The 15,137-nt window shown below is 50.7% G+C and carries 15 protein-coding genes; 12 read left to right on the top strand and 3 right to left on the bottom strand.

The genetic code is table 11. From position 1 onward, the window contains the following. The first annotated feature begins 240 nt into the window (after window positions 1-240). Window positions 241-1,551, top strand: coding sequence for an anaerobic C4-dicarboxylate transporter (locus tag GP475_RS05935; RefSeq protein ID WP_187975684.1), 1,311 nt, complete (start codon window positions 241-243; stop codon window positions 1,549-1,551). On the opposite strand, the gene GP475_RS05930 is transcribed toward GP475_RS05935, so the two are convergent. Together GP475_RS05930 and GP475_RS05925 are read right to left on the bottom strand one after the other, a co-directional pair. Then, complete coding sequence (locus GP475_RS05930; protein WP_187975683.1) at window positions 1,548-1,874, bottom strand: DUF202 domain-containing protein; 327 nt, start codon at window positions 1,872-1,874, stop codon at window positions 1,548-1,550. The two genes, GP475_RS05935 and GP475_RS05930, sit on opposite strands and share 4 nt — an antisense overlap. After that, window positions 1,871-2,263 (bottom strand): YidH family protein, encoded by a 393-nt coding sequence (locus GP475_RS05925; RefSeq protein ID WP_262485246.1) that lies wholly within the window; start codon window positions 2,261-2,263, stop codon window positions 1,871-1,873. Before GP475_RS05925 ends, GP475_RS05930 begins: the two co-directional genes overlap by 4 nt. A gap of 24 nt (window positions 2,264-2,287) precedes the next feature. Between GP475_RS05925 and GP475_RS05920 the strand changes: the two genes are divergently transcribed. Next, on the top strand, window positions 2,288-4,012 hold the full coding sequence (locus GP475_RS05920) for a formate--tetrahydrofolate ligase (protein WP_187975682.1): 1,725 nt from the start codon (window positions 2,288-2,290) through the stop codon (window positions 4,010-4,012). Here the strand turns inward: GP475_RS05920 and GP475_RS05915 are convergent. After that, a complete protein-coding gene (locus tag GP475_RS05915; RefSeq protein ID WP_187975681.1) occupies window positions 4,009-4,842 on the bottom strand; it encodes a RecB family exonuclease in 834 nt (277 codons plus the stop codon). The two genes, GP475_RS05920 and GP475_RS05915, sit on opposite strands and share 4 nt — an antisense overlap. A 55-nt stretch (window positions 4,843-4,897) precedes the next feature. On the opposite strand from GP475_RS05915, the gene GP475_RS05910 reads away from it, so the two are divergent. The 10 genes from GP475_RS05910 (at window position 4,898) to tatC (ending at window position 15,136) form a co-directional block, all read left to right on the top strand. After that, window positions 4,898-6,160, top strand: coding sequence for a M18 family aminopeptidase (locus tag GP475_RS05910; RefSeq protein ID WP_187975680.1), 1,263 nt, complete (start codon window positions 4,898-4,900; stop codon window positions 6,158-6,160). Between the two features lie 63 nt (window positions 6,161-6,223). Continuing rightward, entirely contained in the window at window positions 6,224-7,060 is an 837-nt protein-coding gene (locus GP475_RS05905) for a tRNA (adenine-N1)-methyltransferase (RefSeq protein ID WP_187975679.1), read from the top strand. Between the two features lie 11 nt (window positions 7,061-7,071). After that, window positions 7,072-8,586 (top strand): proteasome ATPase, encoded by a 1,515-nt coding sequence (gene arc, locus GP475_RS05900; RefSeq protein WP_187975678.1) that lies wholly within the window; start codon window positions 7,072-7,074, stop codon window positions 8,584-8,586. 11 nt (window positions 8,587-8,597) lie between these two features. After that, on the top strand, window positions 8,598-10,127 hold the full coding sequence (gene dop / locus GP475_RS05895) for a depupylase/deamidase Dop (RefSeq protein WP_187975677.1): 1,530 nt from the start codon (window positions 8,598-8,600) through the stop codon (window positions 10,125-10,127). A gap of 67 nt (window positions 10,128-10,194) precedes the next feature. Beyond that, complete coding sequence (locus GP475_RS05890) at window positions 10,195-10,383, top strand: ubiquitin-like protein Pup (RefSeq protein ID WP_187975676.1); 189 nt, start codon at window positions 10,195-10,197, stop codon at window positions 10,381-10,383. Between the two features lie 4 nt (window positions 10,384-10,387). Then, window positions 10,388-11,833 carry a Pup--protein ligase gene (gene pafA / locus GP475_RS05885; protein ID WP_262485245.1) on the top strand — a complete coding sequence of 482 codons (1,446 nt, stop codon included), beginning with the start codon at window positions 10,388-10,390 and terminating at the stop codon, window positions 11,831-11,833. Continuing rightward, a complete protein-coding gene (locus GP475_RS05880; protein WP_187975675.1) occupies window positions 11,830-12,795 on the top strand; it encodes a helix-turn-helix transcriptional regulator in 966 nt (321 codons plus the stop codon). Before pafA ends, GP475_RS05880 begins: the two co-directional genes overlap by 4 nt. Continuing rightward, window positions 12,782-13,765: a helix-turn-helix transcriptional regulator gene (locus tag GP475_RS05875; RefSeq protein WP_187975674.1), complete on the top strand. Its 984-nt coding sequence runs from the start codon at window positions 12,782-12,784 to the stop codon at window positions 13,763-13,765. The genes GP475_RS05880 and GP475_RS05875 overlap by 14 nt, the downstream gene beginning before the upstream one ends. A gap of 5 nt (window positions 13,766-13,770) precedes the next feature. Continuing rightward, a complete protein-coding gene (gene tatA, locus GP475_RS05870) occupies window positions 13,771-14,046 on the top strand; it encodes a Sec-independent protein translocase subunit TatA (protein ID WP_187975673.1) in 276 nt (91 codons plus the stop codon). A 28-nt stretch (window positions 14,047-14,074) separates the two neighbouring features. Continuing rightward, a complete protein-coding gene (gene tatC / locus GP475_RS05865; protein ID WP_394367419.1) occupies window positions 14,075-15,136 on the top strand; it encodes a twin-arginine translocase subunit TatC in 1,062 nt (353 codons plus the stop codon). The last annotated feature ends 1 nt before the right edge of the window (window position 15,137 follow it).

Below are 15,137 nucleotides of genomic sequence, written 5' to 3'. Positions count from 1 at the left end.
TATTTCTCCTTTACCCTTTTCCTGTTTATCTGGGTAAAGGAGAAATTTTTTAATGGCGCAATAACAATCTAACGATTAATAGTATTTGTGGTGGACGCGACAGTCGAGCTTTCCTGTTATGTTATTTACAACACCTAAGTTTTCCTTAGGGGCTTAAATTATGCATAATGGTGATGGAATAATCACGACGAACACGGTGGGTTATTTCCACACCCACCTGAGTATAGAAAGCGAAAGACCATGCTTGTCGCTGTCCAGATCTTTATCATTCTGGCCGCCATTGTTCTTGGCGCTCGCTTAGGGTCTATAGCCATCGGTTTTGCCGGTGGATTTGGCGTCTTATTGCTTGGTTTGATCGGAACCCCAGTGAGTAAAGATGACATCCCATTTGATGTCATTGGTATCATTATGTCCGTCATTGCTGCGATTTCAGCTATGCAACGGGCAGGGGGCATGGATTACCTCGTTCACCTCGCTGAACGCGTATTAAGGAGCCGGCCTAAGCAGATCACTATTTTGGCTCCCATCGTCACATACTTAATGACGTTGCTAGCGGGGACGGGCCACACTGCTTTTTCTACCTTGCCGGTCATTGTTGAGGTTGCGAAGGAGGGGAAGGTCCGGCCGTCGCGTCCCTTATCAATAGCGGTGGTAGCCTCCCAAGTCGCTATTTGCGCATCCCCAATTTCCGCAGCCGTTGTTTTTCTCGCCTCAACGCTCGAGCCCTTAGGAATCAGCTATCTCGGGATCCTAGGAGTAGTAATTCCGGCGACGTTCTTGGCTATTTTCCCTACTGCCTTGATTGCTAATATGCTTGGTAAACCGTTGGAAAAAGACCCGGTGTATTTGAGCCGAGTAGAAAAAGGTCTGGTTAATCCACCAAAGAAAGCTGCCGATTATGTTCCAACGAAGGCAGCGAAACTATCTCTGATTGTTTTTCTTGTCGCCATTGTTTTAGTGATGGCCTATGCTACAGCTATTTCAGAACAGGTGGGGTTAATAACCAACCCAGCTTTACCGCGCAATGAAGCCATCATGTCGTTGATGTTGGCAACCGCTACGATCATTGTCCTCATCGCTAAGATCCCGGCCGGAGAGATCCTTAACACCCAGGTATTCAAGTCCGGAATGTCAGCCTGTGTTTGTGTGCTCGGTGTAGCCTGGCTGGGCACCACGATCATTAATGCACATCTGAAAGATATCGAGCATTTTTCAAGCGGTGTATTGCAGCGCTGGCCATGGATGTTGGCAATAGTATTATTCTTCGCCGCAGCCCTTCTTTATTCTCAAGCAGCAACCGCCAAAGCTCTTATTCCAGCTGCCTTAGCAATAGGTGTCTCTCCCTTGACGGCTCTTGCAGCTTTCCCGGCGGTGTCAGCCTTGTTTATTTTGCCAACATATCCCACGCTATTAGCGGCAGTAGAAATGGATGACACAGGCTCTACTCAGATCGGCAGCTACGTATTTAACCATCCCTTCCTCATTCCTGGAGCATTGAACATCGCTATTTCAGTTGCTCTGTGTTACCTCTTTGGGGGAATTATTCTCTAAGAATCCAGGACTAGAAGGATTGAGCACAGCCCCAAAAACAGACTGATACTCGTTAAACTAAGCACCCCGACAATATTTGCCTGGGTGCTTCCGGTCTTTAGACCGTGATTATGGCGTAGATAGCGACGCCGTTGGCTGAGATTTAAGCATAGGATCACGCCGATTAATAACGCCACGATCCAGAAGCTATGGACACCTAGAACCCGTGCCCAGCGCAATAGCATTGCCGAAGCAACGCAAAAACTTACCGTTGTTCTGGTCCACGCCAAGGCTGTTCGTTCTGGTTGCAAACCGGGATCTTCGTGGCGAATTACCTGATTCATATCAGGAAAACCCAGATCGCGGTTGCGCTGGCAAGGACAGCAGCAAGCGAAAGTACCGGGATAATAGCCGGTACAGGTAAGGGTTTATCGTGTCGCATGGCACGCTCCACGCGCACCCATCGCACGCTAGCTCCGAGTGCAATCACCAATCCCACCGCAATAACACATATCGCCATAGTGGTGCGAACTGCTGGTGATACATGGTCAATGGGGAAGGCTTCCAAAGCCACCCCTCCCGCCATGAAAGCTAGAGACGTCCTGGTCCACGCTAAAAAAGTTCGTTCATTAGCCAAGGTAAACCGGGCGTCAGGTTCTTTACCGCCGGGAAGTAAGACGCGTGCTAAAACACCACGGTCATCACTTTCTTGATTTTTCGACGTATGAGTCACGCAACTCATGGTAAGCATGAAGTTATGGCTAACACCACTTGTGCTCATGATCCCCAGGTCCCTGACAACACGACGAACCCTCAAAGCGACGTCGCTATCGCCCAGGCACACCCACTACTCGATATCACCGACATCGCTCAGCGGACCGGGATCCCTGATTCTGCCCTCATTCCTTATGGCCGAACGAAGGCGAAGGTTGATCCCACTCAGTTATCTAGTCGAGGACAGGCCAAACTCGTACTCGTCACTGCGATGTCTCCTACTCCTGCCGGTGAAGGTAAATCAACCACGCTCATTGGTTTAGTGGATGCGCTTCATCTGCGTAATCATAAGGTTGCAGCAGCTCTTCGAGAGCCTTCCCAAGGGCCGGTCATGGGCATTAAAGGTGGCGCAGCCGGTGGCGGCTACTCCCAGGTCGTTCCCATGGAAGATATTAATCTTCACTTCACGGGGGATTTCCACGCTATTACCTCAGCAACCAACACCTTAGCGGCGGTGATTGACAACCACATCCACCAAGGAAATGCCCTTAATATCGACCCTCGAAAAGTAACCTGGCAACGATGCCTCGATGTCAACGATCGGGCCCTACGCGGTGTGGTCACTGGATTGGGTGGCCCGGCTCACGGAGTACCAGCAGAAACTGGTTTCACCATCACGGCGGCTAGTGAAATTATGGCTGTACTATGCCTGGCTACAGATCTCACAGATCTTAAGCGGAGACTGGGAGCCATGACCATCGGCTACACCTATGATGATCAGCCAGTTACTGTCTCACAATTAGGGGTGGCTGGAGCACTCACCGCATTAATGAAAGAAGCGATTAACCCCAATCTGGTGCAAACTCTGGGAGGAGCCCCGGCGTTTATTCACGGTGGTCCCTTCGCCAATATCGCCCATGGATGTAACAGTCTTCTTGCTACGAGAACAGCAATGTCATGCGCAGATATTGTGGTCACCGAAGCTGGTTTCGGGTCTGATTTAGGTGCCGAGAAATTCTTCGATATCAAGGCTCGCGTCGGCAAGCTGCACGTCGATGCTGTTGTTGTGGTCGCAACAATTCGCTCCCTGAAATACAACGGTGGTGTGGCTCGAGAGGATTTGGACAAAGAGAATCATGAAGCTCTAGCCAAAGGGATCGAGAATCTCGGCGCACATATCGGAAATATTCGACAGTTCGACGTCGAACCTATTGTTGCTATTAATTCCTTCCCTAGCGACACCGAAGCAGAAGCACACTATCTCCAAGAATGGGCCCAAGACCAAGGTATCCGATTAGTGAACTCTCACGTGTGGGCGCACGGTGGTCATGGCGGTCAGGAATTGGCAGAAGCTGTAGAACAGGTCCTGGCGGGACGTGAGCAACGCACCCGTTCCCCGCAACAAATTTATGATCCCGAACAGGGTGTTGAGCACTCCATCACTACTCTTGCCCGACGCGTATATGGGGCAAGTGAGGTCGAGTTTTCCAGCAAAGCAAGGAAGCAACTGAACCAGCTCAAGAAGAACGGCTTGGATGCTTTACCGGTATGTATTTCAAAGACCCAGTATTCCTTTTCTGATGATCCAAAGAAATTAGGTGCACCGCGCGGGCACACCCTTCATGTTCGGGAATTAATTCCGCGAACCGGGGCAGGATTTGTGGTGGTATTGACCGGTGATGTGATGACCATGCCTGGTCTTCCCAAAAACCCGGCCGCCTTGCATATCGATATTGATAGCGAAGGATCTATCTCAGGACTGTTTTAGCGGGAGACTTCGCTCTTGTCTCCCATGGCACCCGGCCAACCTGGATAGGGAGGAGGGGTGCCACCAAAAGCTGGACACAGGTTCTGGAAATGACACCACCCACATAGCTTTGACTTCTTTGGTCGAAAACTCCCCCTGTGTCCATCCTCTACAATCTTTTTCCACAAATGGGCTAAATCTTGTTCAAAGAATTCCAATTCTTCTTTGGAGGGACTAAGAAATAGAGAGTCTGCTTCTTTGATATACATAAGTCGGAGTTGGGTGGGCAGATCCTGGAAAATCCGCCAATAAACCAACGCATAAAACATCATCTGAAACTTCGGCTCAGCAGAAAACCGAGGCGATGGTTTTTTACCGGTCTTGTAGTCAACCACTCTGATTTCCCCAGTCGGTGCAATATCAATTCGATCAATAAAGCCCCGCACCGGAACACCATTGGGCAAAACAGTCTGGACAAATTTTTCGCAGGAATCCGCATCAAATCCTTGAGGATTCTCCATAAAGAAATAGCCTCGCAACAGTTCGCGACACTCGACCAAAAAATCATAAAACTGCGACTCAGGGACCAATTCGGCCAAGGACTCATCTTTGTCGCACATCTGAGCCCACGTGGGTTTCAGTCTTTTTACCGCCGCCGGGAAAGTCCGATTATTTCGCTCCCATCCATGCATTTCTTCCAAAACGGCATGAACTAATGTTCCCTTCACCTGCGCTACCGTTGTTGGTTCCGGGATCTTGTCTATGGCACGAAGACGATACTTCAACGGGCATTGTTGATAATCATTAGCCCTGCTTGGAGATAAAGCTAAAGGTCGTGCAGTGGAAGACATAGCTACCAGAGTAACTGGCTACCCTCCGAGGCCGAGAGCGTGGCACCCTGGTGTCATGTCTGATCTGAACAAATTTCTGGATTTCCTTGATGCTTCACCGAGTTCTTTTCATGCCGCTCGGGAGTTAGCCACTCTTCTTGAGAACGCGGGATATCGTCAGCAATACCGAGATTCCGGATGGGACTGCACCCCAGGTGGCCATTATCTCATCCGAGACGGGGCGCTTATGGCCTGGTGGATACCGGAGAATGCCTCACCAGAATCTGGTTTTAAAATCCTCGGTTCTCACTTGGATTCACCCGGGTTTTTACTCAAACCGGATCCAGATTTTACCGCCCAGGGTTACCGCCAAGCTGCAGTAGAGGTTTATGGCGGCCCCATTGTGCCGTCGTGGTTTGACCGTGATCTTGCCTTTGCTGGACGAATAATCCTGTCCGATGGCTCCGAACATCTCGTTGCCACCGGACCCATTGCACGGATCCCTCACATTGCCATCCACCTGGACCGTTCCTCAACTTTTGAGCCCGATAGACAACGGGATCTCCAACCCATATACGCACTCTGCTCTGGCGGTGCTGCGTTATTGGAGCACATCGCCCACCTCATAGACCGGGACATCACTGCAGCCGACATCGTCGGACATGACCTCATCACCGTTGATACCCAACCGGCCGCGTTCATCGGCTCAGATCATCAGTTTCTGGCCTCACGCAGACTAGACAACCTCAGTTCAGCCTATGCCAGTGTCGCCGCTGTGCTCAGTGTCATCGCATCCGGCGATATGGGCGACGACATACTTGTGGTAGCTGCTTTTGACCATGAGGAAGTAGGGTCTCATTCCGCAAGTGGAGCGGCTGGGCCGCTGCTTGAGGAGGTCCTCACCAGGACGGCCACCAGCCTTGGAGCTAGCCGTGATGAGATCCACCAGATGTTTGCCCGATCATCGAGCATTTCGGTTGACGCTACCCATGCCGTTCATCCCAATCACCCGGAAAAGCATGATCCAGGCCATCTCCCACAGCTCAATGCTGGTCCGGTTATCAAAGCAAACGCCAACCAACGTTATGCCTCTACTGGGAAAACTGCCGCCATGTTCCGTCAAGCCTGTCGTAGTGCCGGGATTCCGTACCAATATTTTGTCAGCAATAATTCGGTTCCCTGCGGGTCAACTATTGGACCAATCAGCGCCACTCGCTTAGGAATTGACACCGTCGATGTGGGTGCCGCCCTGTTGTCTATGCATTCATCGAGGGAAATCATGGGCACAGATGATGAACTTCTGCTTATCCGGGCGCTTGAGGCATACTTAGTCAGTTAAGATCTGCACACCTTGGGGAGCAGCAATAGCTCAGTACAGAGATTGAAAGAAAGGGAACACGGCATGGCCTATTCCGGCCCGTTTCAACCGGGTGATCGGGTGCAGTTAACTGACCCGAAACGCCGTCACCACACCATCGTTGTCCAACCCGGTGGGATTTTCCACACCAACAAAGGACAGATCGCTCACGATGACATCATCGGGGCAGATGAAGGCAGTGTGGTTCGTTCCACCCTTGGTACGGAATATCTTTGCTTTAGACATCTCATGGTGGACCACGTGCTCTCCATGCCACGCGGTGCCGCGGTGATCTACCCCAAAGATTCCGCGCAAATCCTGGTGGAAGGAGATATTTTCCCCGGCGCCCGAGTGTTGGAGGCCGGCGCTGGATCAGGGGCCCTATCAATGTCTTTACTCCGGGCTATTGGGGATCAAGGCACTCTTTTTTCTTATGAAATCCGTCAAGATCACCTCGACTACGCCTGCGCCAATGTTGATGAATTCTTTGGCGGGCGCCCACAGAATTGGCAACCACGCCTCGGGGATCTGCACGATGTCACTGTTGCTGACTTGGGAGGCCGCGTAGACCGTGTCATTTTAGACATGCTTGAACCGTGGGAGTGTCTCAAGGTTTCCGCAGACATCCTGATCCCCGGCGGAGTATTTATGACCTATGTCGCTACTGTTCCACAATTAATGAAGGTCATGGAGGGAATCCGGGAACAGCGGTGTTTTACCGAACCTCGAGCATGGGAATCCTTGGTGCGAGAATGGCGAGTAGAAGGTCTTGCAACTAGGCCGGAACATCGAATGAATGCTCACACTGCCTTCCTGGTGATGGCCCGACGCCTGGCAGATGGGGTTACCCCTCCACGTCCTCAACGCAAAGCTCGGCGGTAGGGTAGAGCACCATGGACCACCACGATCCGTCATTGACTAGCGAAACCACCAAGTTGCGTCGCGACCTCAATGCAGCTCGCGCACGGAATGTGAAATTAGCTGATCTTCTTAAAGAAGCAAGAGATCGCCTCAAAGATCTCAGTGCTGAGATTGACGATCTAGCTGAACCAGTGTCCACGTATGGGATCTTTCTGGAATTTGCCAATCATCGCCGTGACGCTGAAATCATGACTGCCGGGCGCCGAATGAGGGTGAAAATTTCCCCTCATGTTGATAAATCTTCCTTGCGATCGGGTAACCGAGTCCGCCTAGGGGAAGGCAGTGTCATCGTGGAAAGTTGCGGTATCCCTGAAACCGGCAGCCTTGCCACGTTGATGGAGAAAATCGGAAGTGACCGCGCAGTCATTACTAGCCCGAGCGGTGAGGAAAAGGTGGTCAGGCTAGCTGAGGCCATCCAGCACCAGGCGCGCAGTGGTGATTCGGTATTGGTCCATGAGCGTGTGGGGGTTGCTTTTGAACGAATCCCTAAAACTGAAGTATCCAGTTTGTCTTTGGAGGAAGTTCCTGATGTCAGCTATGCCGACATCGGTGGCTTAGATGAACAGATAGATAAAATTCGAGACGCCGTCGAGCTTCCTTTTGCCCATCCAGAACTCTATAAGGCCTATCAATTACACCCGCCCAAAGGGGTGTTGCTGTACGGTCCACCTGGATGTGGAAAGACCCTCATCGCTAAAGCCGTCGCGCAATCTCTTGCTACTCGAATAGGGGACGGGTCACGATCCTGGTTCCTGAATATCAAGGGGCCGGAATTACTCAATAAATTTGTTGGAGAAACTGAACGCCGGATCCGAATGATCTTTGAACGCGCCCGCGAGCTCGCTTCCGAAGGCCGTCCCGTCATCATCTTTTTTGATGAAATCGATTCTATTTTCCGCACCCGCGGATCGGGAGTCAGCTCCGATATGGAGACCACTGTCGTGCCTCAGCTTCTCACCGAGCTAGATGGCGTGGAAAACCTCCGCAATGTCATCATCATTGGTGCCACCAATCGTGAGGAGCTGATTGATCCAGCAGTTCTGCGCCCCGGTCGGCTTGATGTCAAAATCCGCATCTCTCGTCCAGATGAGGCCGGCGCAAAAGATATTTTCAGCCGTTATATTGATGATTCTTTACCTCTAGTGGATTCCGCTGAGACGCTTATCAACACTGGTGTCTCTGAACTTTTCCGGGATAAGCCCTACGTTCGCCTCTACTTTAGCGAGGGGAGTTGTCAGGTTCTTCACTATCGAGATTTTGTCTCTGGAGCCATGATTGCCAACATTGTGGATAGAGCCAAAAAGCTAGCTATTAAGGATGCCATTTCCGCCCAGGGTCGTGGTCTAACCACGCGCCATATGATTGCTGCGGTGGCTGCGGAGCAAAGCGAAAGCGAGGATCTCCCCAATACTGCTAATCCCGATGAATGGGCACGGATTACCGGCAGACCTGGGAGAAACGTTCTTCGTATCGAGGTGATCGGCTAAGCTTAACAGCCATGACGCGCTTTTTGGGAACTGAAACGGAATATGGAATTTCCACACCGGACCAGCCGGATTTAAGCCCCATCACAACCTCAACCCACGCGGTAGCAACCTATGCGGCTATGCGTACAGCAGCGCGATTTCGGTGGGATTATGAGTCTGAATCACCGCTCAAAGATCTCCGCGGCTTTGATTTACGTCGTTACCACACCGTTCCCATCGTGGATCCCGATGCCTTCGGGGTGGCCAATATGGTGACGAACAACGGTGGCCGCTTTTATGTTGACCACGCCCACCCTGAATTCTCCACCCCAGAGGTCTCTAATGCCTGGGACGGGCTACGCTATGACGTGGCCGGTGATGTGATTGCCCGACGTGCTATCGCCGATGTAGCTCAGGCTAGTTCCCAAGGCATCTCGGTGTTGAAGAATGTTGAGCCGTGTCCGCCACTAAAGATGTATAAAAATAACGTCGACGGAAAAGGTGCATCCTACGGCTCCCACGAAAATTATCTCTTCTCCCGAGAAACAGATTTTTCCACCATGGCCAAAGCCCTCATCCCTTTTTTCTGTGCACGCCAAATTATCACCGGTGCCGGACGAGTAGGACTAGGAGAGGAAGGAACTGAACAAGGATTCCAGATCTCCCAGCGGGCGGATTATTTCTTCCAAGAAATTTCACTAGAAACAACGCTCAACCGAGGCATTATTAACACCCGAGATGAACCGCACGCCGATAGTGATAAATGGCGCCGCCTCCACGTCATTATTGGCGACGCAAATTTGTCTCATACAGCTATTTTCCTAAAGCTGGGCATGACCTCGTTAGTTATGGATGCCGTGGAAGAAGGAGTGGACTTTAGCGATCTACAATTAGTTGATCCTTTGGCTGCATTGCGCAGTATCTCTCGGGATTTAAGTCTCCAGCACTGTGTTGCTCTTCGAGACGGAAGACAGCTTAGCGCTATCCAGATTCTTGCTGAATACCGGTCTCGGGTTACCCCGACAACTGAGATTGACCACAAGGTAATAAAACTGTGGGATGAGGTCTTAGATCTATTAGGTGAAGATCCTTTAGCTACTGCCGGAATTTTGGATTGGTCGACAAAATGGTCACTGATCCAGTCATTTCTTAACCGTGGCCTATCTCTAAGCGACCCAAAAATAAAGCTTATTGATTTGCAGTATCACGATATTGATCCTGAGCGTTCCTTATATCAGGCTTTGGTGAAAAAGGGAAAGATGCGGACTCTTATTGATCCCTCTGATATTGAGGATGCTGCAGATCACGCGCCGAGTGATAGCAGAGCATGGCTGCGCGGATATGTGGTCAGTCACTGGGGAAAACATGTGTTGGCGGCAAATTGGCAAAGCGTTATTGTCTATGTTGCTGATCATCCTGACGCACCACAAGCAAAGATTCATCTGGATGAATTAGATCGAGGCACGGAACAAGAATTGGCCCAGCACGTAGCTGGAATCTCGACTATCGAGGAATTGTTGGAGTGTCTTAAGGCGCACGGCATTAAGATTAGTTATTTCTAAAATTCCAGCCATCTACAAATCCGAGTACACTTAGTTAGACCTAAGGCATAGAGGGAGGCTAGTTTTTATGTCACCGCAATCTCGTATTCAGCGTCAATCAGGTGGGTCAGAACCTGAAGATGACAGTGTGGTCGAAGCTGGGCAAGTCTCAATTAGCACCAACGGAACTGATGATCTTCTCGATGAAATTGATGGATTACTAGAAAATAACGCAGAAGAGTTCGTGCGCTCCTACGTGCAGAAAGGCGGCCAGTAACCCGATGCCTGCTTCCTCGCCCACGGTATTCCGGCGCCGAATCATGGGCCTGGAAACTGAATATGGGATAATGTGCGCTGCCACAAATGGGGTTCGCTGTTTAGGGCCCGATGAAGCGGCACGGTATTTATTTCGGCCAATTGTCGAAAAGTATTCCAGTTCAAATGTCTTTATCAGGAATGCTTCCCGCCTATATTTAGACGTCGGCGCGCATCCCGAAGTGGCCACAGCTGAGTGCGATAATTTACGTCAACTGCTAGCTCATGATAGAGCCGGAGATGCTACTTTAACTGATCTGGGATTCCTCGCTGAACAGGCTCTTGCTCAAGAAGGTGTCGACGCCAAAATCCACCTATTCCGAAATAACGTCGATACCATCGGGAATTCTTATGGTTGCCACGAAAACTATCTCATTAGTAGAGATGTGCTCTTAAAAAATCTGGGTAACCGACTGATGGCTTTCCTTATTACTCGTCAGTTAGTGTGCGGAGCCGGGACTCTTGCACCAAAAAACTCTGGGTATCCAGCCGGATTCTGTATTTCTCAGCGTGCAGATCATGTCTGGGAAGGAGTGTCCTCGGCGACAACCCGGGCTCGCCCGATGATTAATACGCGCGATGAACCGCATGCTGATTCTTCTCGGTTTCGCCGAATGCATGTCATCGTCGGTGATTCCACCATGGCAGAACCGACCACCGCTCTCAAGATCGGTTCGATGCTGCTGATGCTAGAAATGATGGAATCAGGATGGCCGTTGCCAGAATGGGAAGTAGCACAGCCTTCACACCATATTCGCGATATTGCCCGCGACCTGAGCGGTCAGACCCCGCTAGTTCTTAAAGACGGCACCACGGTATCAGCACTTGAGGTTCAAGAAACGTATTGCCAAGCAGCTAGCGACTATCTTCGTCAGCGCCAACCGCCTGCTCAGGGTGGTACTTCTCAGGCAGAACTACTCAAAGTGGTGGAGCTGTGGTCACGCACCCTCGAAGCTTTAAGAAAACAGGATTTCTCCCTAGTAGATCAAGAAATTGACTGGGTAATTAAATACCAGCTTATTCGACGTTATCAGGAGCGCTGGAATACTGAAGATCCCCGTGATCCACGCCTTATCAACCTAGATTTGCGCTATCACGACATTCACCCACAACGAGGCTTATTGCGATTGCTAGAACAGCGTGGAGTCGTTAAACGCTGGATTACCGAAGAAGAAGTACTCCAGGCTAAAGATCATGCCCCGGATACCACCAGGGCACACTTGCGCGGATGTTTCCTTCAGGCTGCAGAGAACTGCCATGCGCCCGTTACTGTGGATTGGGTACGTCTCAAACTGGATCGACCGGAGCCCACGATGGTGGAACTGCCCGACCCGTTCAGCGCCGTTGATGACAAGGTTGACGAGTTGATAGCTACAATGCAGGATCACTCCGAACAGGGAGTGTACTCATGAGCGAGGAAAATAAAGAATCCGAACGGCTAGTCAACCTTTTATTTGCCTTTATTGACGCAGATGAAAAGAAGAATTCTGGATTAAGCCTGGATTGGATTGTTGATAATGTCAGCGGTTATGCGGCTAAGGGTATTCAAAAAAGTAGTGCGAAAAAGAAGCTTCGTCGTGACATCAAACATCTCAAACTAGTTGGCGTTCCGATCAAAGAGCAGCACAGTGGGGGAGACCTGACGTTGCGGTTAGACCAAGAGCACTATGCTCTAGCACCCGTTGCTTTTAGCCCGGAAGAGGCAACAGTTTTAGCTCTAGCTGGAGACCTTGGGCAAAGTACCCAACTGGCCGGATTTACCCGATCTGGATGGGTAAAAATTGCTGCTAGCGGGGTGTCTCGGGAAGAACTAAGTGCTCCTGCGTTGGCGCAATCTAATGACATCAATCAGATCCCCTTGAAGGTTTTAACTCAACTGTTGCGAGCCCACGAGCAGGGATCTCGGATCCGTTTTCACTACCAGGCTTCCCCCACCTCACCTCCAGTCCTCAGAACCATGGACCCGTGGGGAGTGGTGCTGCATCGTTCGCGGATTTACTTGGTTGGCTTTGATATTGATCGAGAAGAACCACGCTCTTTTAGAATTCAGCGAGTATCAGATGTGGCGGAAATTGGGCCAGCATCCCATCAGCCCAGCAAACAAAATCTCCAGGTATATGTCGAGGAATCTCTCCGCCGCCATAAAGAATTAGTAGATATCTGTTTTCGCTACCGCGGAACAGGTGCCGTGGAATTTATGAGAATAGCTCAGCCGCGTGGAAATCATCGTTTTATCTTGAGGGGGGTAGATCGCGATTGGGCGGTCCGGCTCGCCGCTGGGTATGCCCCTGACCTGGTGGTGGAATCACCCCCTGACGTTGTGGCTGCCATTAAAGATCTTCTTCAGGTAGGGGAAAGCGATGCGTGCTCATAATCTGGATGATCTGGTTCGGATCCTTAATTTAATTCCCTATTTTCGGAATCATCCTGGCTATAACGTGTTGGAAGCAGCGGTTGATTTAGGGGAAGAACCGCGCCAAATCATTGAAGATTTACAGAGCTTACATTGTTGCGGTAGACCGGGAATGTTGCCCGATGATTTGGTGGATATGGAAAAGCCCACCTATCAGCATGTCCATATCATTGAAGATCAAGGGATGAATAAACCTCTCCGCCTTACCAGGGTAGAGGCCGCAGCTTTACTGCTCATCCTTGAGCAATTGGAGCAAGTTCCTGGCCTTGAAACACCTGAGGCGATTACCTCCGCAGCGCACAAATTGCGCACCATCATGGGACTCAAAGCTCAAGTAGTTTTTAACTCCACCGCAGACCATGATGAGAATATAGATACCATGGTTATCAAACTTGTTAACCAAGCTATGGAAGAACGAAAACAAATAACTTTCAGGTACGCATCGGTGCGGAGTGATTCAGTATCAACTCGGCACGTAGAACCTCTGCTCATTTATAGCTACGAGGGTCAATTGTATTTATGGGCTTGGGAGAACCAGGCTGAAAATTATCGGAGCTTCCGGGTTGATCGAATTGACCAGGTGCACAAAACCGAGCTTGCCGTCGATCCTCTCCACACCAAGGCAACCTTTGATCCCGACGACCCATTTGGCTTTAGTCACATCACCCTGTGGGCTGATGTCGTCATCCAACCTGAGGCAACATGGATGGCTCATTATTGGCCCATTAAGTTGGGTAAACGACGCAGCGACGGGCAGTATGAAGCTCAAATGCCCGTTGGCAAAAAAGAGTGGTTTTACCGTTTCCTGCTTGGAAATGCTGATCGAGTGAGTATCATTGGTCCAGAGACACTCCTAGCTGACTTCGCGCAGCGTAGAGCTGAAGCGTTGGCGTGCTATGAGGACAACCCATCCAATACAGCGAAAGGCTGACTTCGATGACTCTGGGCGCCCCTGAGCTCTTAGTGATTTTCTTGCTTATTATCCTGCTATTTGGCGCGAAGCGGCTTCCTGATGCTGCCCGTTCCATGGGCAGGTCCTTGCGGATTTTCAAATCCGAGGTCAAGGAGATGTCTAAAGATGATGAGCGGGACAACCAAGCACAAATTGCTGCCTCCCAACCCCCAGTTCAGCAACCTATTCATCAGCCTCAACCTCAGGTTAATTACCAACCACAACAATATCCTCAAGATCCTCAGCAGCCCCGCTCCTAATCCGACACGATCGGAAGGTTAATTCTTCATGACTCAGGCTGCGGATGCTGCGGGGAAATTGGCAAAGCGTCGCCGTAGAAAGAATAATCCCGACGGCACCATGACCCTGGTGGAGCATCTTAAAGAACTCCGCTATCGAGTTATCGTTGCACTTTCAGCAGTTGCTATTGGCACTGTCGTGGGATTTATCTGGTACCAACACGGTGTTCATTTCCACATCAGGGAGTGGTCTTTCCGAATCGAATCCCTGGGGAATATTTTGCGGGGCCCCTATTGCAGCTTGCCGCCTGAGAAACGCGCTAGCTTTACCCCAGATGGAGAATGCCGCCTCCTTGCAACGAGCCCTTTCGAGATGTTCTTGCTGCGGCTCAAAGTGGGATCACTCGCCGGAATAGTATTTTCCTCCCCGGTGTGGCTCTACCAGATATGGGCTTTCATTACTCCTGGTCTCCATAAAAAAGAAAAGCGCTTTACCTTCACCTTTGTGACCCTCGCTGTCATCCTCTTCTTCATGGGAGCAGTGGTTTCTTACTTTGTTCTCGCAGTAGGTCTCGAATTCTTACTCAGCATGGGTGACGAGTACCAGTCAGCCGCCCTGTCTGGACATGACTACTTCTACTACGTTGTCATCGTATTAGTAGTCTTTGGCGTCAGCTTTGAGGTGCCCTTAATCATCGCGGCGCTAAATATCGTAGGTATCCTCAGCTACGAACATGTCCGGAATAAACGGCGGATTATTATCATCGCCCTGGCAATTCTAGCTGCGGTAGTTACCCCCGGCCAAGACCCATTTTCCATGATGGCTCTGACCTTCTGCCTCTGCCTGTTGACCGAAATCGCCTTCCAATTCTGCCGCTGGAATGATAAAAGAAGAAAACAAACCCGCCCAGATTGGATGGATGTGGCCGATGATGAAAGTTCTCCCCTCGAGACTCACCCAGAACCCATCCAGCGGCCCAGTCACGTAGCACCCTCCACCACTCCTAGGACATCACCGGTGCCCAACCCTCAAACACAGCAAGGCTATCCGGGCGCTTTCGACTCCCGCGGACAAACGAACGACGGGCCCGATTTTTCTGACGTTCTTTAGC

Origin of the sequence: Corynebacterium poyangense (assembly GCF_014522205.1) — a bacterium.
Lineage (GTDB): Bacteria > Actinomycetota > Actinomycetes > Mycobacteriales > Mycobacteriaceae > Corynebacterium > Corynebacterium poyangense.
This window is presented reverse-complemented; position numbering and strand designations above follow the sequence as displayed.

Excerpts from the sequence above, each read along its gene's own strand:
- GP475_RS05935 (WP_187975684.1), top strand. The coding sequence starts at position 241 with ATGCTTGTCGCTGTCCAGATCTTTATCATTCTGGCCGCCATTGTTCTT.
- GP475_RS05930 (WP_187975683.1), bottom strand. The coding sequence starts at position 1,874 with ATGAATCAGGTAATTCGCCACGAAGATCCCGGTTTGCAACCAGAACGA.
- GP475_RS05920 (WP_187975682.1), top strand. The coding sequence starts at position 2,288 with ATGGCTAACACCACTTGTGCTCATGATCCCCAGGTCCCTGACAACACG.
- GP475_RS05915 (WP_187975681.1), bottom strand. The coding sequence starts at position 4,842 with ATGTCTTCCACTGCACGACCTTTAGCTTTATCTCCAAGCAGGGCTAAT.
- GP475_RS05910 (WP_187975680.1), top strand. The coding sequence starts at position 4,898 with ATGTCTGATCTGAACAAATTTCTGGATTTCCTTGATGCTTCACCGAGT.
- GP475_RS05905 (WP_187975679.1), top strand. The coding sequence starts at position 6,224 with ATGGCCTATTCCGGCCCGTTTCAACCGGGTGATCGGGTGCAGTTAACT.
- arc (WP_187975678.1), top strand. The coding sequence starts at position 7,072 with ATGGACCACCACGATCCGTCATTGACTAGCGAAACCACCAAGTTGCGT.
- dop (WP_187975677.1), top strand. The coding sequence starts at position 8,598 with ATGACGCGCTTTTTGGGAACTGAAACGGAATATGGAATTTCCACACCG.
- GP475_RS05890 (WP_187975676.1), top strand. The coding sequence starts at position 10,195 with ATGTCACCGCAATCTCGTATTCAGCGTCAATCAGGTGGGTCAGAACCT.
- pafA (WP_262485245.1), top strand. The coding sequence starts at position 10,388 with ATGCCTGCTTCCTCGCCCACGGTATTCCGGCGCCGAATCATGGGCCTG.
- GP475_RS05880 (WP_187975675.1), top strand. The coding sequence starts at position 11,830 with ATGAGCGAGGAAAATAAAGAATCCGAACGGCTAGTCAACCTTTTATTT.
- GP475_RS05875 (WP_187975674.1), top strand. The coding sequence starts at position 12,782 with ATGCGTGCTCATAATCTGGATGATCTGGTTCGGATCCTTAATTTAATT.
- tatA (WP_187975673.1), top strand. The coding sequence starts at position 13,771 with ATGACTCTGGGCGCCCCTGAGCTCTTAGTGATTTTCTTGCTTATTATC.
- tatC (WP_394367419.1), top strand. The coding sequence starts at position 14,075 with ATGACTCAGGCTGCGGATGCTGCGGGGAAATTGGCAAAGCGTCGCCGT.